An 18,377-nucleotide genomic window follows, 5' to 3' on the forward strand; every position below is an offset into this window, starting at 1 on the left:
CCTCCCTGCCAATCATGTAAGCAGGAGCTCAGCAGAATCGGCCAGCGCTCCAAGGCTATCCATTAGTTTCTCAAATTCGCCAAAGCTTAGGCTTTGCTTGCTGTCGGAAAGAGCCATCTCCGGCCTGGGATGAATTTCAACTTCGATACCGTTAGCTCCGGCCGCCAGAGCAGCTCTTGAAAGTGGTATTATCAAGTCTCTCCTCCCTGCTGCGTGGCTTGGATCAACGATAATCGGAAGTGGAGATTGAAGTTTGATTAGCGGCACGGCAGAAATATCAAGCGTGTTCCTCGTGGCCGTCTCAAAGGTTCTGATTCCCCTTTCACAAAGTATTATCGACATGTTTCCCTTGGAGGCAATATACTCCGCAGAAAGAAGAAGTTCTTCAACCGTATTCATGAAGCCCTTCTTCAGAAGAATAGGCTTTCCCTTTTCGGCAACCTTCTGAATAAGCTGGAAGTTCTGTGAATTTCTTGCCCCAATTTGCAGTATGTCACTCATTTCATAGACGGCCTCAAGTGTCCCTTCGCCAGTTACCTCGGTCACCGTCTTGAGGCCATACCGATCCGCAGCTTCTCTCAAATATCTCAGACCTACTTCTCCAAGACCTTGAAAAGAGTATGGAGAGGTTCTTGGCTTGAAAGCCCCTCCTCTAATCACTTTCACTCCCATTTCAGAAAGGAAGGCGGCGATCTCTTCTATCATAGGCCTATCCTCGACCGCGCACGGACCGGCCATCACTACGAACTTCCCTCCTCCTATCGAGACATTGCCAATGTCTACAGAGATATCTTCGCTGTGAAACTCCCTGGAAACAAGCTTAAACGGCTTGAGAACTCGAACAACTTGTTCGACGCACTCAAGAGCCTCAAATCGTTCAACTGACATATAACGGTCGTCACCGATGACACCGATCACTACTCTCTCCATCCCCATGGAAACATGACAGCTCAGATTCAGACTCTCTGAAAGAGACTCTACTTGCTTAATCTCCTCTTCACCAGTACCTCTCTTAAGAACGACTACCATTTCACCACCCCGCCTTCCTGTCTGAAAAAGAAAAGGGTCTCCGGATTGGAGACCCTTTCTTTTCTTTCATCCGGAGTAAATGCAAGAAGCACTTACCCGGAGTTATCACTCACAAGCAAATGCTTCTGTTGTTATAATAATAATATGCATTTATCCAGGAAAATCTGAAGTCTATCATCAATTCATCTCCCCGCTATTTATGAAAGGATTCTACACTTTTGTGGCTCACCATGTCAAATCAAAAGAGACAAAAATCGCTCGACAAACTGAATTGATTCTTACGCACTAGTTACAATCTCAGAGAGATACATTCTTGACTTGAAGAAACAGATGCATTTCTCTTCCGATAAGGTGATCATCCAATATAGGTGTATTCTTGCTCGAGTATATACTCTCTGAATCCCAGAGCACGAGAAACTTTCAGCGATCCGTAGTTCAATACGTCATGTCTGTACTGAATCAGTTTCTTATTCACGATTGCCCACTCGCTTGCCCTTGAACCGATTGCCTTTCCCAGGCCAAGCTCTCTGAAATCAGGCATAGTTATTATGCCAATATCTGCAATGCTATCCCATTCAATAATGCTTGAGACCGCCACGATCTCCTCTTCATAAAAGGCTCCAAAAACAACTACGTGGTCGAGCTCGACAAACCCTTCGGCGAGATCCTCCCTTGTACACTGGTTTCTGAACCGATAGAAAGCAGTCCTGTCGCCCTGATTTAGTCTTCTGACAACGAAATCCATTGGTGGGTCGTAAGGAACGTAATTCGAAGGGTTAAGGTACTTGATGGATGTCTTTTTCCAAAGAGAAAAAGACTCGTGAAGCAACTTCGCAAGAGCCAACTTCTCTCTATCCTCTTCTTCAAGAGCAGATTTTACAACTGTTTCGAGCTCGGGGTCATAAAGAATTACCGTTCGCTTTTCAAAACTCAGATGACTGAGCTCGCCCTTCCCTTTCTTGGCCTCATCTGCCATGAGAAACCGCTCTTTCGAGACAAATCTATCGACCGGGAGCTGAAGGCGTTTTGCCCATGCTTCCTCTATTGCCTTCTTAAGATCTTCCTCTCTCAATTCCCTTTCCTCCATTTCTTTCATGATCTTCTCAGGGGTAGAAGTACCTCGTATAAAAAAACCGACCTAAGTCGGTTTCTTTTCTTTCAAATAGGGAGTACCATAATTAGACCAAATGCTATTTCAACGAGAAGAGTAATCAGATTAGTGAACGTCAAAGACTTATCCACAAATATGGACATTATACGCGTTGCGGCGATAAACAGATAAACAATCCCCAGAAAAAGGAATGAAATCTGCGCACCCAAGAGAACTATCGGAGCAACCCCAAGCCCTATAAACGTGCCCCCCATGATAGCCTTCACTTCCGTTTTTCCTCTGGCATTACCGGCCGAAAACTCGGCCAGCTTGGCGTAGGATTCCGGTTTCAACACTATATATACACCGGTGACTGCCGTAAGAACAGCAACAACAAAACGAATGATAGTGAACAATATCTCGATCGCCCCCTAGATTATAGATATATTCTAGCAATCAAAACCATAATTAAGTATTACCTGAGTATAAAGAGCACCCTGAGAAATATGATGAGATATACAAGGTTGCTCCATATGGGTGTCAGAATGAAAATCGCGATTCCAAAAAGCGGGATGAATACGCTGAAACATAGATCTTTCTGTAGTAATGCATATCAAGGCTCTCCAGGACCTCATTGCGAATCAGACCGGTGTTTTTCATCAGATAATGCCATTGAACAAGTGCGATAATCTCAAGAATCGGGATTTTCAGATGAAACAGCAGCTCTGCAAACTCAAATTCACCATAATCCCCAAGAAGTGCGGTAGTGAAAGGTACTGTTGTAACGAAGAAGAGACTGAGTAAGTTCAACCAAAGATGCCGGTAATCAGTCTTCTTCAAAATATCTGTCCTTCCAACTGTGGAGATCCAGATCGATCCGATCACGAAAAAGGAGATGAAGTAACTCAGAAAGTCGTAGTTCTTGCTCAATACGTGCCTTACTGAGCGCCCTGATCTGCAATCTTATCCTTTACCGGGACCCCGAGAGAAAGCACGAGAACAGTCATTGCGATGGCAAACACACCATTCGTAAGTGCCTCCAGTCTATTCACACGTATTTCAGGATCGGGAACTTCACCTTTCGAGTTCTTTCGAGGTTAGTAGGCAATGCCAACTCTCTTCTGAGTGTATTCGGACGTGAACAATTGCTTGTAAGCAAACTCGGCAACGTCCTGAATCGAAATCTTCTCTCCGTTTTCTGGAAGGAAGTCGGCCGAAACTCTGTAACTCTGGTTGCCTTCTGAAAAGGACATAAATGGCGGGCACACAACGACCCAATCAAGCTCCGAAGCCTTGAGAATTTCGAACGCATCCATGAATTCTCTTGAAGATTTCTTGAGATATTGCGGATAGTTGGGGGAATCAAGCCTGAGTTCTCTCGGCGATAGCTGAAGAATACCCGAGTTCGCGATCGTAACGAGCTTACTCACTTCGGTATCCCTGGCGGCATTCACTATGTTTCTCATAGCGACTGCCAGAGTATCGTTCACGCTTCCCGAATTATCCGGGCCTAAAGCGCTGACAATCGCATCTTGCCCTCTTATTGCATCTCTCACGCTCTGGCTATTGAAGACATCGCCCTGGAAAATCCTGAGGTTTTCCTTTCTAACAGTCAATTTCGAGACGTTGCCAACAAATATTGTGACTATGTGATTATCGTTCAAGGCCCTATCAAGTATGACCCTCCCTACTCTTCCGGTGCCACCAAAGATAATTATCTTCAAGGCGGTTTACCCCCTTTCACCGTTCTATATCACAATAATATAGTCTCTCACGCCTAAATCCAAATCAAGATAGTGATTTCATACTAGATCACATGAAACCAGACTCCATATCGACAAGTTGTCGGATGAATGTCCCATCTCAATTATACATCTACCTGAATCGGCCTCGTTTTCTGCATTACTGTCTTGTTCGAACTATTCTATTACTGGCTTAAGATCGACGCCAGCACTGGATTCGGTTATAATCTACTTACAAAAACTCTTACGGAGGTATTTACTTTGAGACTTGTTGTCGCGGGACGCTATCTGACATTTGCCGGGATACTCGGGCTAGTCGTTCTCACACTGTTCCTTGCAGGATCCTCCGGCTTTGAGAGCACAACCCTGTATGCCAGAGACTCCGGTGAAACCTTTGCCAAGTTCATTATTCAACCTGGCCAGCAACTGAGAGTGAGACTGAACATAAAAGTGTTGAAGAACAATAACGTGTATCTCTTACTGGAAAAAGGCGAAGAGGAAATCCAGCGGTTTGCAGAAGACTGGCAAAAGACAAGAAATGAAATGACCTTCGAAGAAGAAGGGGAGTACTCTCTCAAAGTTGTCTTCGAAGATCCCTCTGCAGACAGACGTCTTGCTGAAGTAGAAGTCTACTGGTTAATCGCCGAATGATTCTTCTATCAAGTAGGATCATTGAGGAGTCAAACATGAGTGAAGCTGATGCAATTGCTCTTAGCAAGAACGGGCCTCTAACTACGAAGAGGATGATTTCTGATCTCAAGCATCTCGGAGTAAGGAAAGGAATGGTACTGCTAGTTCACTCTTCACTAAGCAGTCTAGGCTGGGTATGCGGAGGAGCCATTACAGTGATTAGGGCGCTTGAAGCAGTACTTGATGAGGAAGGAACACTAGTAATGCCTGCTCATTCGGGAGATCTCAGCGAGCCCTCAAACTGGTCGAATCCTCCTGTTCCGGCGACCTGGTTTGACACGATCAGAAGAACAATGCCTCCCTTCAACAGAGCGGAGACTCCGACAAGAGGGATGGGAGTCATTTCAGAGACTTTCAGAAAGATGAAAGGTGTTGTGAGAAGCGACCATCCTCAGGTCTCATTTGCCGCCAGGGGAAAGAAGGTCTCTTACATTGTAGATAGCCACGAACTGGAGTTCGGCATGGGTGAAGGATCGCCCCTTGCCAGACTATACGACCTGAATGCTCACATACTGCTTATGGGTGTCGGTCATTCGAACAACAGTTCATTGCATCTGGCAGAATACCGGGCCGACTTTCCCTCCAGAAAGAAGTGCAAAGATGGAGCCCCGATTATGGAAAACGGAAGGAGAGTCTGGAAAGAGTTCAACGATTTCGACCTTGATTCAGACGACTTTTATATCATAGGAAGCGACTTCGAGAGAGATTTCCCCTCAAAGGTAAACAAGGGAATGATCGGGTACGCCGAATCAACTCTTCTCCCTCAAGTAGAACTGGTTGATTTCGCAGTTGAATGGATGACAAAGAACAGAAAGTAAGACTACAGACTATTTCGAAAGAAAGACCGATCTGCCCCAATTTGAGGAATAGTTTATAATGTAGAAGATATGTGGAAGGAGGAGTAATATGACCAAACTCGTACTTGTAAGACACGGAGAAAGCACCTGGAACAAAGAGAACCGCTTCACTGGCTGGACCGATGTTGACCTTTCCGAAAAGGGCCGTGAGGAAGCGAAGAAAGCTGGCGAGATATTGAAAGCCGAAGGATACGACTTCGATCTAGCATACACTTCCGTTCTTAAGAGAGCGATAAGAACGTTATGGTACATAATGGATGAGATGGATCTCATGTGGATTCCGGTGATTAGAGACTGGAGACTTAACGAGAGGCACTACGGCGCCCTTCAGGGTTTGAACAAAGCCGAAACCGCAGCCAAGCATGGCGAAGAACAGGTGAAGATCTGGAGGAGAAGCTACGACATCAGACCGCCTGCACTTGAAGAGAGCGATGAAAGATTCCCGGGACATGACCCCAAGTACAAGACTCTCTCGGATGACGAGCTCCCCAGAACGGAGTGCCTCAAAGACACGGTGGCGCGATTCCTGCCACTATGGAAGAATGAGATATCCTCGGAGATAAAGTCTGGAAAGAAAGTGCTGATTGTAGCCCACGGAAACAGCCTTCGGGCACTGGTCAAATATCTGGACAATATTCCCGACGACGAGATCGTAGGATTGAACATTCCAACTGGAATACCTCTAGTTTACGAACTTAATGACGATCTAAAACCAATAAAGCATTATTATCTGGGTGATCCGGAAGAAATCGCAAAGGCACAGCAGGCAGTTGCGAATCAGGGGAAAGCAAAGTAACATCACTCAACATAAAAAGAAGCTACCCTCTGGGTAGCTTCTTCTATTTGTAGTGTTTCTTATTCCTTTCTCAAGCTCATTAGAGCGTTTTCAGCTGCAAGAGTCAACGGATAGGTAGTAGGGGCGGCAGTAAGCAGTGGATGGGAACCGATCTGCATCGTGAGGAAATCGTTCACGGTTATTCCTTTCTGTAGACCGAGACCGATAATATTGACCATCTCTCCAACACTCTTTCCGCCCGCCATCTGCGCGCCAAGAAGAATTCCGCTCTCCTTGGAGAAGATCATCTTGACGAAAATTTCCGACTTGTCGGGAAGCGAACCGGGATGTCTATCTATTCCCTTTGCAACGCCAACCACGTAATCAAAGTTCTCCATCTTTGCCGTACACTCCGTGAGTCCCGCGGCGGCGACCGTTAAATCGGCCACTGAAGTAGAGAACACTCCAAGATTTCCGTGATTCTCCCTAACCATCTTGAGGCTGAAAAGGTTTGAACCTGCAACTCTCGCTTCAAAAGCCGCGGTAGATGCCAGCATTAATCTACTTGGTTTTCTGGTGAAGAAGCACTTGTGTTCGACGCAGTCACCGGCGGCAAAGACATCGTCAACACTGGTTCTCATGTATTCATCGGCCCATATTCCACCGGTTATACCCCTGTGAACGCGGATATTTTCCAGAAGCTTCACGTTCGGTCTGTAACCTATTGCAAGTATCACCATATCTGCTTCGATCTCTTCGCCGTTGTCAAGTAGAACTCCGGATACCTTGTCTTCTCCTTTTATCTCACAGACCTTCATCCCGGTGCGTAGCTTCATGCCTTTCTTCTCGAGTCTTTCACTTACCATGGCTCCAAATTCCCTGTCAAAGGCTGCCATGAGTATCTGGTCAACGGCCTCGACAAGGTAGACTTCCTTGCCATCGGAGAGGATCTCGTCCGAAACTTCCACTCCTATGAAACCTCCACCAACGACTACGACTTGCTTCGCCGATTTTGCAGCAGCATATACAGTCTTCAGATACTCTTTATCCTTGGCTATAGTAAATACACCTGAAAGCTCATTGCCCTTTATTGGAGGTAATATGGGCTGCGAACCCGTGGCAATAACCAATTTCTCATATTCGATAGACTCCCCACCGGAGAGATTGACCTTCTTGGAATCAGTACTGATTTCCACGACTTCATCAAAAATGAAATCGATTCCCAGATCCTGCGCACCTTTTATCGGCATGGTATTGGCCTCTACAGTCGGAAGAGTATGGAATATGTATGGAATTCCACATGGGACGACTCCTTCCCTTTCCTTTCTAATTACCACTACACTCTTGTCAGGATATGTCTTCTTTGCCGTTGTCGCCGTGACTATACCGGCGGGACCTCCTCCCACTATCACTATGTCCTTTTTCATGTAACACCTCCAAATAGAATAAGATATATGCTCAAAACATATATTATATTACCACACTTTACGTACTAGAATGGAGCGGCGGGAGGGCAAAAAATGAGTCTTACCGAAAGAGTTATGGAACTTGGCAAAAGGCTGTTTATAATAGAGGACGCGGATGGTGCTGGCCCACTGAGCTTTAATTCATCCCCAGGGCTGTATATACACATACCATTTTGCCCGGAGTTTTGCAGCTTTTGCCCCTACAACAAAATCAAATACGACTCTAAACTGACAAACAAATACCTAACGACTTTGAAGCGCGAATCCGATCTCCAAAAAATCGCACAATTCAGTTCCATATACATAGGAGGCGGAACACCTTCCTATGACCTGAACCTTCTAAGGGGAGTCGTCTCTCATTTCAGGGAAATGGCGAATGGCGAAATCGCTCTTGAAATCCACCCGGCAGATGTTTCCATCAAGAGGCTTGAAGAAATAAGAGAGACTGGTGTTAACTTCGTCAGTCTGGGGATACAATCCTTCGACGATTTCACTTTGAACTCTATGGGGCGAAGGAGACAGGATTCCAGCGTTTCGCATAATTCGATAGCCGAGACTACTTCGGCGGGCTTTGATTTTGTAGACGTAGACTTGATCTTCGATTACCAACTTGACCGGGGAAGAATCGTTGAGGATCTTGAGACGGCTATTTCTTACGGCCCGGAACAGGTATCAGTTTATCCAATGATGCGTTTTGCAGACACGGCCTACAAAAACACTAAGAACGATCCTGAGAAGGAACTCGAGATACTGGAAGAGCTGGAAAACGTCGCTCTCACAAATGGTTATGTTAGAGATTCTCTCTGGACCTTCAAAAAGAGGGGAGAAAAGAGAAAGTACAGCTCTGTTTCACGTGAGTTCTTTATGGGAATTGGCACGAGCGCCTCTTCCTTCAACGGAATGGATTTTCGAACTAATACCTTTTCTCTCGATGAATACTTCTCCTTTGTCGATTCCGGGAAGCTTCCGGTCAGTAAGACGATCAAAATGAATAAGTTTTCGGCGATTCTCTATTACTCTTTCTGGGCGCTTTACGGTGGCCACCTCGATCTCGGCAGTGTTGAAGAACACTTTGGAAGACTTCCATTGAGGATGAGATTTCTCCTTTACTCGACAATAACAAGAGGGTATCTCAAAAGAGAGAGTGACATCATCAAACCAACCAGATTGGGCACAAGGGAACTCCACATCATCGAAGAGTGGCTGACCTACAGTTTTATTGATCAAATATGGGCCGATTTGAGAAGCAGAGCGAGAGATCACTCTGTTTCGGGCGAATCAGTACTGTAAAAGCTTTTGGGATCTTCGAAGGAAAACCTTCCTGCCTTCCCGGCCGCGACCTCTCTGAGAAAAGTGTGGGCTCCTCTGGTTGTGTCGAGCGCTCCCTGTTTGGCAAGATAGTTTCTTCTTCTGCAGAACTTCTCGACAAACTCTTCTCCATTGGCGAATTTCTCACCAAGGTAATCCTCAAGGGGAACCTCCCCGTATCTTTCGACAATTAAGGAAAGCACCATTTCGAAAGCATCAAGCGGATCAAACTTCTCGTACGGTAGGGAACCTACCGCTAGGAGTTTCGTCGTTACTTGCCGAGAGCGAAGTTCAGAGTATAGAATTCCCGGCGTGTCGAGAACGGAAATGCTTTTAGAGACATTTATCCATTGTACTCCACGCGTTATCCCCGGTCTATTTCCTACAGCCAGTGATTTCTTGCCTTTGAGTCTGTTGATAAAGGTAGACTTTCCAACGTTTGGCATTCCGACGACCATGAACCTCTTCTCGTAGAACCTGCTTTTTAATAGAGGTACGATTTCTCTGATTATGAAATTCCTCGCGTCTGTTGATCTTAGTGAAGCCTCTACAACTCCGCTTCCCTGTGCTCTGAAATGCTCTTTCCACATGGAAGTGATCTCAGTATCGGCCAGGTCAGACTTGTTCAGAACGACAATACGCTGTTTGTTCTGAAACAACCGTTCTGCTTCATAGGCCCTGCTCGTGAGAGGAATCCTAGCATCAAGCAGCTCGACAACTCCGTCTACGGACTTCATGTAATTCTGGATCTGTCTTTTCGCTTTCTGGATATGGCCCGGATAATACATATGATTACCTCCAGCGTGGATTATATCACGCTTCGACCGACGTTCTTCAGTTGATATAATGTATATGTACTATATGCTAACAAGAACACCAAATGGAGGAGAAGACATTGAAGACAAACAAAGCTTTTGTAGTGAAGATCTCTGTCTCTGGCGAAGTTGCACATCCACTAAGGAGAAGCCCTTTCAGACTTGAAGTCGATGGGACTCCAAGACTTTTCCCGGGTACGGGAGGCATTACCTATAATTTTGCTCTTGGAGACAGTGCTTTCAAGATGGTTGGCGACCATGTTGAGCCGGATGTCTCGACAAAGAACTCCGAAGCTGACAAGAACTCAGCATATGTCGGTTATTCCTGTATCGGAAATTCGGCCACTTTAATCAGCGGAGACGCAAAGGGGGAGAAGGGAATAGTCATAGGCAAGCATGGCGGCATAAATCATGTCTTGATTCACTTCAAAGAAGACATAAAGAAGAGGATGGCGATCGGAGACAAGATACAGGTTGTCGGATTCGGTCAGGGATTAGTGCTTGAAGATTATCCCTCAATCAGGGTATACAATATCGATCCTGAGCTTTTAGACAGGATACCAGTTGGAGAAGGAGATGGGAAGATCTACTTCCCAGTAAGGGCAATAGTACCCGGTTATCTCATGGGTTCCGGCTCAGGATCGGGAGATCCTTCCGGTGGCGACTACGACATCATCACAAATGACAGGGCACTCATAAAGAAAGTCGGTCTCGACAGGCTTAGAATAGGCGATTTCGTAGCCCTCGAAAATCACAACGATTCTTTCGGACTTGGAGGTTATATGGAGGGCTCCGTTACTATCGGAGTAGTTGTGCACGGAGACTGTATAATTACCGGTCACGGCCCCGGTGTAACGGTAGTAATGGCGGACGGCAAGGGCATAATAATCCCCGAAATAAGCGACAAATCCAATGTGATTGACTTCATCTAGGGTTCAGGCGGAAACTTGCTGATTAGCCGGCAGGAGGAGAAAGATGAACAGACTTGAACCGGGAGTATGGGTGACAAGCAAAGAGCTTATTTCCCCCGAATCACTGAGCAGAATGATCGATCGGCTCGATCGGATAAACGCAGGTAGAGCTTACATTCAGGTTGTTGGTCGAGGTGACTCTTATTACTCTTCAGCATTGCTTCCGCCTGCAGAGGAATTGGTGCAGCCGTTCGATGCTCTTAGGAAGGCTATTGCCGAAGCTTCGGGAAAGACTTTTCACATTTCGGCCTGGATGAATGTCAACCTGGTTTGGGGTTTCGAAAGGCGAAGACCTTTATCGGCAGTACACATAGTGAACAGACATCCTGAATGGATTACCGTTGACGAAAACGGCACTTCAATGCTCGACTATTCGTCCAGCAACCTCGAAGAAGTCTTCGGCCCTTACGTCGATCCTGGTGTAGCAGGCGTGAGAGAGTTCACAGAGGAGATTGCTTCGGAAATCTCAAATTACGATATAGAAGAGGTTCATCTTGATTTCATAAGGTACCCCTTCAGGAGTTTTGGATTCAACCCGATTGCATTGGCCGAGTATAGAGATTGGCTGAACGAAGAAGGCTTGTCGAATGGCACGGATAGCTTCGATCGCTTCAGAATCGACGCGGTGACAAGACAGGTCTCGATGATCTCCGAAACAGTTCGAAGCAAGGGCAAAAAGCTATCCTGCGCAGTCTATGATGATTATTCGGAGAGAGCCGTACATGAGCGTCTTCAACCCTGGCTTGAGTGGCTGGAAAACGGCCTTATTGATGCGGCAGTTGTCATGGCATATGGCAAAGAGCCAGAGGAAGTAATCTCAAGGGTGAAAAACATCCGCAGTCTTCACGGCTCCCTGAACAATATCAGAATCGGACTGGGTGCATTCAACTATGCCTCCAGATGGGATGAGTTTATAGAACTCATAAAGCAAGTAAGGGAACTCGAACCGGACGAAGTAACTCTGTTTGCACTGAGTTCAGTCGACGATGAACTATGCGGAAGACTTCAGGCACTCCAGGAAGAAGTGAGGTGATGAAGATGCGCAAGGCATTAATAGTTGTTGATGTTCAGAACGACTTTTACGAAACAGGTTCACTGCCAGTGAGCGGCGCAAGCCAGATAAACGAAGCGATAAACAGAGCTATGAGAGACTCTGTGTATAAGGCGATAGTTGCGGGGCAGGACTGGCACCCCTCCAATCATATGAGCTTTGCGGTCAACCATGGGAAAGAGCCCTTTACACCATTCGATAATAAAAAAGGAATTGGCCCCGTCTTGTGGCCCGTCCACTGCCAGCAGGGAACCCACGGGGCGGCATTTCACACCAACATTGAGACCAACCGGTTTGACTACATAATCAGAAAGGGAACCCATCCCCATGTTGACAGCTACTCGATCTTCAGAGAAAACGACGGAACGGAACTGGGAACAGATGGGCTACTAAGAGCACTCGGAATTGAAGAGCTTGATATCTGCGGACTAGCTCTGGACTACTGCCTCAAATACACCGTTCACGATGCTCTCCTGGCCGGCTTCAAGATAAACGTAATAATAAATGGAACAAAAGGTGTAGAAGCAAACATAGGCGATGTTCAGAGAACTATAGAGGAATTCAGAAGAGCGGGAGTAGAACTGATTGAGAGATGATTTGGCCTGTCGTTGGGGGTCGGAGGTTGGGGGTTGGTCAGGAGCAAAGAACAAGAGCTTGACCAGTCCCCAAGAAGAAAATTACGCCCTCGGATCAGAACGAACCTATTCTGTCATCCTGAAGCGCTCCTGTTCAGGATCTGGGCTTNNTAAGGACGACTCTTCACAGCGTTCAGCGGCTCTTTTTTTTTGCTTCCTGCGCAGCAGCATCACTTCCCCGAACTTTCCTCCGGGCATCATTTCCCGACGCAGTCGGCCTCGCCTCCTGCCGAAGGCAGGCTTGCGTCCACCGATATTCTTCGGCGCTTAGCGTTTCCAGACGTTTCTCCGGGCATTGCGTCCTGGCGCCGATCCAGTCTCCGAAAAGCATTGGACAGAGGCTTGTAGATGCTAGTATTTGTAAGTGACGAAAAAGAAATGAGAGTATGGCAGGAGTCACGGTAAGCTAAGGTTCTACAACATCGTCATGGGTTTTCTGCATCTGGTTCAAGGAATCGTAATGCATATTATCAGCAACGACTCAGCTCTAACAATAACCAGAAACTATCTGGCATTTGACAGGGAGATTATGCGCCTCGTTCCGGCCACGGAAAACTTCCTTGATTTGAGAATGGGGCCTTTCATTGCCAGTTTTCTGTTCATGTCTGCAATAGCCCACTTCACCGTCTCCGCTTTCGGGTTCAAATGGTATTAGAGGAATCTTGCAAAGGGCATCAACTATGCCGAGATGGTATGAGTATTCTTTTAGCTCCTCGGTAATGATCTTTGCAATAGCCATGTTCTCGGGAATGCTGGATATCGTGAGCCTTATGCTTCTCTTCACCGTGAACGCCCTTATGAACCTCTTCGAACTCATGATGGAACTTCACAATCAGACAACAGAGAAAACAAATTGGACGGCCTTCATATATGGTTGTATAGCCGGAGCGGTAACATGCTTGGCCGTATTCATATACTTGTTTACTTCGCTGGGAAAGGCGAATGTGGAATTCCCCTCTTTCGTGTACGCCGTTCTCATAACATTCCTTGTCTTCTTCAACAGCTTTGCGATAAATATGTTTCTGCAATACAAGAAGATCGGACCCTGGAAGAATTATCTCTTTGGCGAGACGGTATATGTTCTGCTAAGTCTAGTTGCGAAGAGCGTTTTGGCCTGGCAGCCTTTCCGCTGGGACTCTTCGGCCGGTTTGATTACCTTGAACAAAGAAAGGCACCACACGTTTAAACAAACCCTCTCTTTCAGTGAAAGAGGAGTTGGGACTCTGTTATTCGCTTAAGAGTCGGGATTGACGCTGTATTGTTTTCGCGACTATGAAAGTCTGCAAAGGAAACGGGAATCGTTGCAAAGACTCACTTACATCACAATCACCGCTCCTCATTTCAATGGAGAGCGGGGGTATCTTAGCTGCTGTTGCGGAGGACACTTAATAAATCTTGAATTCCATAGGTCATCTTCAAAATGGAGGATCGTTCTAACCCATGTAAGCTTCTTCTCAAACCTTCAAAATCACTTCGACAAATGAACTTATAATCATTCCAAATAGTCTTATATCCGATTTATATTGTCTAGAATAAAGTGGAGGTATGTATGAAGCAGTTCCTTTCAACTATAATGATATTCTCATTGTTAGGAGTGTTTCCTATGGCCAATAGTGAAAAACCTGCGATCGATATCGATGTTCCCTCAACCCTTGAGAAAGCAACATTTGGCCTTGGGTGTTTCTGGGGCTCCGAGGCTGCCTTTGGAGGAACAAGAGGAATCTACAAAACTAGCGTCGGATACGCCGGCGGTACAAAAGAGAACCCAAGCTATTTTTCGCTGGGCGATCATACGGAGGTTGTTCAGATCGAGTTTGACCCGTCAGAGATCACTTACGAGGCCTTGCTGGAGGTTTTCTGGAGCTCACATAACGCCTACATAGACTACAAGAGACAGTACATGTCAATTATTCTCTATCATAATGCCGATCAAAGGGACGTGGCCGAAGAGTTCATTGCTTTGAAGGAAAGCGAACGTGATATGAAGTCAGCTACAGAGATATCTCAAATCGTAGAGTTCTACCGGGCAGAAGACTACCATTTGAAGTTCTATCTTCAGCGAGACCGGGGACTGCTCAACGATCTACTTGGGTTCTACGGAGACATATTCGAGTTGGATAGTTCAACTGTGGCAGCGAGACTTAACTCTCTTCTAGCAGGCAAAGGCGATAGGGATCTTATGAGGGCCGAGTACATCAGCTATGGTCTGCAAGAAGGGAATCTGCAGAAGGTCTCGAGAATGCTAGAGTAGGGCTGCCATTCAGATCGCGAGCTTCGCAAAAGACAAAACAGAAATCGGAGGTGTGTATGTCTTCTAGAAGAAATCATAAAGTCATTACAGTTATAATGCTCGTTCTCGTGTTCTTACCTGCAAATGCTCTGCTAGGAGCGTCTGAAAAAGAGTTGGCGATTCCGGTCATTGTAAACAAGGTCAGTTACGAACAACGTCTCAAGATCGACCTGGATGAGAATACAAGCTCCGGGTACACCTGGCACTACTACCTATCAGATAATGAAGCTTTTTCACTTTATTCTAAGGAAGTCTCCGGAAGTCAACCCGAAGAAACATCACCCGGAGCCAGCTCAGCAATTACATGGTTCTTCACCCCTGAATCTATTGGAAGCTCTGCAATCATCTTCAAACTCTTCAGAGAATGGGAAGGGCAGGAAAGCGCCGTAGATATCCGCGTATATAACGTTGAAGTCGAGGATACAACTCTAAACGAGTGTGTTCCTCAGTACACAATGGTGTTGAGCAGTTCATCAGGATCGGTGGAGGTGGGTAGACTTACCAGAATCTCTCTCCAGGAAAACCCGTCGACCGGATTCTCGTGGACTCCGAAAACCGATGGATCCGCCTTGAGGTACATTGGGAAGACCGTTGCAAGTGACTCGAGCAGTTCAGGCTCTATTCAAGGCTTTCCGAACTCAGTACAGACTGTGGGTTCACCGACGACCGTATTCTTTGATTTTGAAGGAATACGCAAGGGAATATCTTTGATAGAGTTCACCTACTCCCGGCCGTGGGAAAGCAACGAAGATCCCATGGTCGCATTTGCAGGTGTATCTGTTGAGTAGTATATGGAAGTGACATAAAGAGCTAACCAAGAAGAGTCCCCTTGAAGATGATAAGATAGCTTCAAGAAGACATTGTTTCAGAACAGTACTCATCAGAGCGGCCAGAAAAACGGAGAACACTTTGGCCGCCCTTTACATTGAGAGTCATAGGTTTCAGTGAATTCATCATTTTGGAGGGGAACTGGCTTGCTTAGAAAACTCTTGAACGAAAAGCTCCTTACAGTCATTAGAGGGCTCACTCTTCAGCAATCGAAGACTCTGTGCGAAATGCTGCTGGAGAACGGTTTCACCATCGTAGAAGTGAGTTTCTCCGATGAGTCGTCGTCTGAATTACTCTTTGAACTGAAGAAGTCACTTGAAGGAGTATTGCACATAGGGGCCGGCACAGTCTACAACGAGTCATCGTATTCGAAAGCCCTACGATCGAACGCAGATTTCGTACTCAGTCCGGGATTCAGCGAAGAAATCGCCAGGCTCTCGAAAAGAGATGGGATGTTGTATATACCCGGCGTCTACACATCAAGCGATGTTCAGACCGCTCTAAATGAAGGTTTTGACTTTCTGAAGCTATTTCCAGGTGATCCGATAGGTCTACAGTTGCTCAAAGCATATAGGGGACCTTTCCCCTATGTCAAATTCATGCCCTTCGGGGGAGTGACCGCAGAAAATGCTGCTCAGTACATTGAGTCAGGGGCCTCTGCGCTCGGAGTTGGCTCCTTCATAGCAAGCAAGAAGCTGTTCGAAGAAGGAAAGGAATCGGAGGTTCTGAATAGGATCAGAAGAATTCGGAAGGCAATAGATGGAATCAATTGAACTGGCAATAGATATCGGCGGAACAAAGACTCTCGTTTCCGCTTTCATAGAGGGCTCTCAGGAACCTCTTGCGAGTAAGGAGTTTCCTACATTCCCGGAATGTGGAGCAGATGATTTCTTGGCCCGTCTCAGAAGCGTGTGTGAAGGACTTACGGGGAGCGGTCAGATCAGTAGATGGGGTTTGTGCACAGCCGGTGCAGTTGATCCCGATACAGGAACACTTGTCTGGTCTCCAAATCTGGGATGGAAGAATCTCAAACTTTTTGAGAGACTAATTCCCTTTCTCGGTACTGAAGGTGTAATCGAGAATGACTGCAACGCCGCGGCCTTTGGAGAGTGGGCTATCAGGAAAGACATTCATTCGCTTATTTATGTGACGGTCAGCACAGGGATCGGAATGGGAATAGTCTTCGGAGGCGATATCTTCCGCGGAGCAAATGGCGTAGCTGGCGAAATTGGCCACACTGTAGTTGACCCGAATGGTCCTCTCTGCACTTGCGGACGCCATGGTTGCTTACAAGCGCTTTCGGGAGGAAAAGGCCTTGAAAAGATCGTCAAAGATTCACTCAATAGAGAAATAAAGACGAAGGAGATTATCGATCGGGCAAAGATGAATGAGAGATTCTTCAGTGAATTGGTGACCAGAGCTTCAAGAACGTTAGGAAGATTTCTGTGTAACCTGATAGACTCTTTCGACCCCGAGCTGCTCGTTATAGGGGGAAACCTCGGCAAGAACCCCTTCTACTTCAGCTCCATAGAAAGAACAATAAGAGATAACCATTATCAAATCCACGGAAAGAATTTTGAAGTTGAGCTCTCCGTTGCAGAACCAAGCCCTACCATCTTAGGAACTCTTTTGCTGTCAAGAAAGCTGAAGACTCACTGACTTTTTCCTTCCAGGCTACCTTCATCTAGTTCATCTCTCTCTTCACCTCAAGCCGTTGATGCCATATAGTATAATGAAAAGGAACGCAAACGTTTGCGAAAGGTTGCGATTTTCATTGATTAAGAAGATAACGATAAAGGACATAGCAAATGAATTGAACATATCGCCGTCGTCTGTATCTAGAGCGCTTTCCGATGAACCGGGAGTGAGTCCTTCTCTAAGGAAGGAGATAGTTGACGCAGCCGAAAGATTGAACTACATTCCCAATTCCTCCGCAAAATCCCTGAAGACAAGAAAGACCCAAACGGTGGGCCTCATTGTGTCGGATATCAGGAATCCATTCTTTCTGGATTTCATGAGCGGAATCGAGACCGTTCTCTTTCCCAGAGGCTACAAATTCATAGTTTGCGATATCGGCGAGGATTTCGAGAAGGAGAGAGTTTACATAAAATGGCTTCTCGAACACGGTGTCGAGGGGATACTTTCCTCGCCCTGTCAAGGAGAAGACGGAAGGAACAACTCAAAACTCTACGGAGAGGCAGTCAGGAGAAACATTCCTGTCGTCTTCTACGATAGAATTCTTGAGGGAATGGAGAGGATAAGTTCGGTAACCCTCGATAACCGACAGGCGATACTTCAGGGAGTGTTGCATCTAAAGGAAAACGGTCACAGCAAGCTCGGAATAGTCCTTCACAAAAAGGGAATCTATACAATAGAAGAGAGACGCATGGGCTTTTTGGATGCTTGCAAGATGCTGGACATTGAGATAAACAAAGACTGGATTATCGAAAATGCAGTGGACGCGGAAAGGGCTTCGCTGTCACTGGAATCTGTTCTGAAATCGGACAAGAGACCGGATGCGATCATATCCACAAACCAGTTTCTCAATCAAGTGCTTGTCGATACAGTCAGGCAGCTACATCTCAGAATCCCCGGTGATCTGTCAATCGTTGGCTTCGATGACCATTCCATGAACGAACTAATCGATCCTCCCTTGACGACGATCAGACAGCCGGTTCTCGACATCGGAAGGATTGCCGCCACGATAATGCTGAGCGAAATAGACGGAACAAGAGGTGAGAAATCGAAAGTTGTGCTGAAGGCGGAACTGCTTCAAAGAAAATCTGTGTCAAAGCTCATATAGATAAGCTCGAAGAAAACATTGAAAAGA

21 protein-coding genes and 1 pseudogene are annotated in these 18,377 nt (G+C 46.3%); 14 read left to right on the forward strand and 8 right to left on the reverse strand.

The genetic code is table 11. The annotated features are described in order from the left end of the window. Positions 1–12: 12 nt before the first annotated feature. The 6 genes and pseudogenes from aroF to B3157_RS09430 all read right to left on the reverse strand — a co-directional run bounded on the left by aroF (position 13) and on the right by B3157_RS09430 (position 3,843). A complete protein-coding gene (aroF, locus tag B3157_RS09410; RefSeq protein WP_102819067.1) occupies positions 13–1,029 on the reverse strand; it encodes a 3-deoxy-7-phosphoheptulonate synthase in 1,017 nt (338 codons plus the stop codon). A gap of 355 nt (positions 1,030–1,384) precedes the next feature. Beyond that, positions 1,385–2,101, reverse strand: a complete 717-nt coding sequence (locus B3157_RS09415; RefSeq protein WP_103134529.1) for an N-acetyltransferase — start codon at positions 2,099–2,101, stop codon at positions 1,385–1,387. 86 nt (positions 2,102–2,187) lie between these two features. Beyond that, complete coding sequence (locus B3157_RS09420) at positions 2,188–2,535, reverse strand: DUF4345 family protein (protein ID WP_243392279.1); 348 nt, start codon at positions 2,533–2,535, stop codon at positions 2,188–2,190. 124 nt (positions 2,536–2,659) lie between these two features. Beyond that, a pseudogene (locus tag B3157_RS09425) lies at positions 2,660–3,052 on the reverse strand (TMEM175 family protein); the annotation flags it as partial. Positions 3,053–3,057: 5 nt separating this feature from the next. Next, entirely contained in the window at positions 3,058–3,171 is a 114-nt protein-coding gene (locus tag B3157_RS12905; protein ID WP_180977934.1) for a TMEM175 family protein, read from the reverse strand. 45 nt (positions 3,172–3,216) lie between these two features. Further along, positions 3,217–3,843 carry an NAD(P)-dependent oxidoreductase gene (locus tag B3157_RS09430; RefSeq protein WP_103134528.1) on the reverse strand — a complete coding sequence of 209 codons (627 nt, stop codon included), beginning with the start codon at positions 3,841–3,843 and terminating at the stop codon, positions 3,217–3,219. A 279-nt stretch (positions 3,844–4,122) separates the two neighbouring features. Between B3157_RS09430 and B3157_RS09435 the strand changes: the two genes are divergently transcribed. The 3 genes from B3157_RS09435 to gpmA all read left to right on the forward strand — a co-directional run bounded on the left by B3157_RS09435 (position 4,123) and on the right by gpmA (position 6,204). Next, positions 4,123–4,512 carry a hypothetical protein gene (locus B3157_RS09435; RefSeq protein WP_292590237.1) on the forward strand — a complete coding sequence of 130 codons (390 nt, stop codon included), beginning with the start codon at positions 4,123–4,125 and terminating at the stop codon, positions 4,510–4,512. Between the two features lie 35 nt (positions 4,513–4,547). Next, positions 4,548–5,369, forward strand: a complete 822-nt coding sequence (locus B3157_RS09440) for an aminoglycoside N(3)-acetyltransferase (RefSeq protein WP_214061507.1) — start codon at positions 4,548–4,550, stop codon at positions 5,367–5,369. Between the two features lie 88 nt (positions 5,370–5,457). Continuing rightward, positions 5,458–6,204, forward strand: coding sequence for a 2,3-diphosphoglycerate-dependent phosphoglycerate mutase (gpmA, locus tag B3157_RS09445; RefSeq protein WP_099829553.1), 747 nt, complete (start codon positions 5,458–5,460; stop codon positions 6,202–6,204). Positions 6,205–6,263: 59 nt separating this feature from the next. Here the strand turns inward: gpmA and B3157_RS09450 are convergent, their stop codons facing one another. Next, on the reverse strand, positions 6,264–7,610 hold the full coding sequence (locus B3157_RS09450; RefSeq protein WP_214061506.1) for an FAD-dependent oxidoreductase: 1,347 nt from the start codon (positions 7,608–7,610) through the stop codon (positions 6,264–6,266). Positions 7,611–7,703: 93 nt separating this feature from the next. On the opposite strand from B3157_RS09450, the gene B3157_RS09455 reads away from it, so the two are divergent. Then, positions 7,704–8,939, forward strand: a complete 1,236-nt coding sequence (locus tag B3157_RS09455) for a radical SAM protein (RefSeq protein WP_292590238.1) — start codon at positions 7,704–7,706, stop codon at positions 8,937–8,939. On the opposite strand, the gene ylqF is transcribed toward B3157_RS09455, so the two are convergent. Beyond that, the gene (gene ylqF, locus B3157_RS09460; protein ID WP_214061504.1) at positions 8,909–9,745 is read right to left on the reverse strand and encodes a ribosome biogenesis GTPase YlqF; all 837 of its coding nucleotides are present in this window, start codon (positions 9,743–9,745) and stop codon (positions 8,909–8,911) included. The two genes, B3157_RS09455 and ylqF, sit on opposite strands and share 31 nt — an antisense overlap. A 107-nt stretch (positions 9,746–9,852) precedes the next feature. Between ylqF and B3157_RS09465 the strand changes: the two genes are divergently transcribed. The 10 genes from B3157_RS09465 (at position 9,853) to B3157_RS09510 (ending at position 18,350) form a co-directional block, all read left to right on the forward strand. Further along, positions 9,853–10,704 carry a DUF4438 domain-containing protein gene (locus tag B3157_RS09465; protein WP_099830855.1) on the forward strand — a complete coding sequence of 284 codons (852 nt, stop codon included), beginning with the start codon at positions 9,853–9,855 and terminating at the stop codon, positions 10,702–10,704. Between the two features lie 43 nt (positions 10,705–10,747). After that, the gene (locus B3157_RS09470) at positions 10,748–11,776 is read left to right on the forward strand and encodes a glycoside hydrolase family 10 protein (protein WP_214061503.1); all 1,029 of its coding nucleotides are present in this window, start codon (positions 10,748–10,750) and stop codon (positions 11,774–11,776) included. A gap of 5 nt (positions 11,777–11,781) precedes the next feature. Then, entirely contained in the window at positions 11,782–12,390 is a 609-nt protein-coding gene (gene pncA / locus B3157_RS09475; protein ID WP_214061502.1) for a bifunctional nicotinamidase/pyrazinamidase, read from the forward strand. Positions 12,391–12,889: 499 nt separating this feature from the next. Beyond that, positions 12,890–13,084 (forward strand): hypothetical protein, encoded by a 195-nt coding sequence (locus B3157_RS09480; RefSeq protein ID WP_258394257.1) that lies wholly within the window; start codon positions 12,890–12,892, stop codon positions 13,082–13,084. Between the two features lie 25 nt (positions 13,085–13,109). Further along, positions 13,110–13,667, forward strand: a complete 558-nt coding sequence (gene heR, locus B3157_RS09485; RefSeq protein ID WP_292590242.1) for a heliorhodopsin HeR — start codon at positions 13,110–13,112, stop codon at positions 13,665–13,667. 311 nt (positions 13,668–13,978) lie between these two features. Then, complete coding sequence (gene msrA / locus B3157_RS09490; protein ID WP_292590244.1) at positions 13,979–14,680, forward strand: peptide-methionine (S)-S-oxide reductase MsrA; 702 nt, start codon at positions 13,979–13,981, stop codon at positions 14,678–14,680. A 56-nt stretch (positions 14,681–14,736) separates the two neighbouring features. Further along, positions 14,737–15,507: a protease inhibitor I42 family protein gene (locus B3157_RS09495; RefSeq protein ID WP_214061500.1), complete on the forward strand. Its 771-nt coding sequence runs from the start codon at positions 14,737–14,739 to the stop codon at positions 15,505–15,507. A 186-nt stretch (positions 15,508–15,693) separates the two neighbouring features. Further along, positions 15,694–16,320: a bifunctional 4-hydroxy-2-oxoglutarate aldolase/2-dehydro-3-deoxy-phosphogluconate aldolase gene (locus B3157_RS09500; RefSeq protein WP_214061499.1), complete on the forward strand. Its 627-nt coding sequence runs from the start codon at positions 15,694–15,696 to the stop codon at positions 16,318–16,320. Further along, on the forward strand, positions 16,307–17,206 hold the full coding sequence (locus B3157_RS09505; RefSeq protein ID WP_214061498.1) for an ROK family protein: 900 nt from the start codon (positions 16,307–16,309) through the stop codon (positions 17,204–17,206). The genes B3157_RS09500 and B3157_RS09505 overlap by 14 nt, the downstream gene beginning before the upstream one ends. Positions 17,207–17,321: 115 nt before the next feature. Continuing rightward, positions 17,322–18,350, forward strand: coding sequence for a LacI family DNA-binding transcriptional regulator (locus tag B3157_RS09510; RefSeq protein WP_292590247.1), 1,029 nt, complete (start codon positions 17,322–17,324; stop codon positions 18,348–18,350). The last annotated feature ends 27 nt before the right edge of the window (positions 18,351–18,377 follow it).

It is taken from the genome of Mesotoga sp. UBA5557 (assembly GCF_002425715.1).
GTDB lineage: Bacteria > Thermotogota > Thermotogae > Petrotogales > Kosmotogaceae > Mesotoga.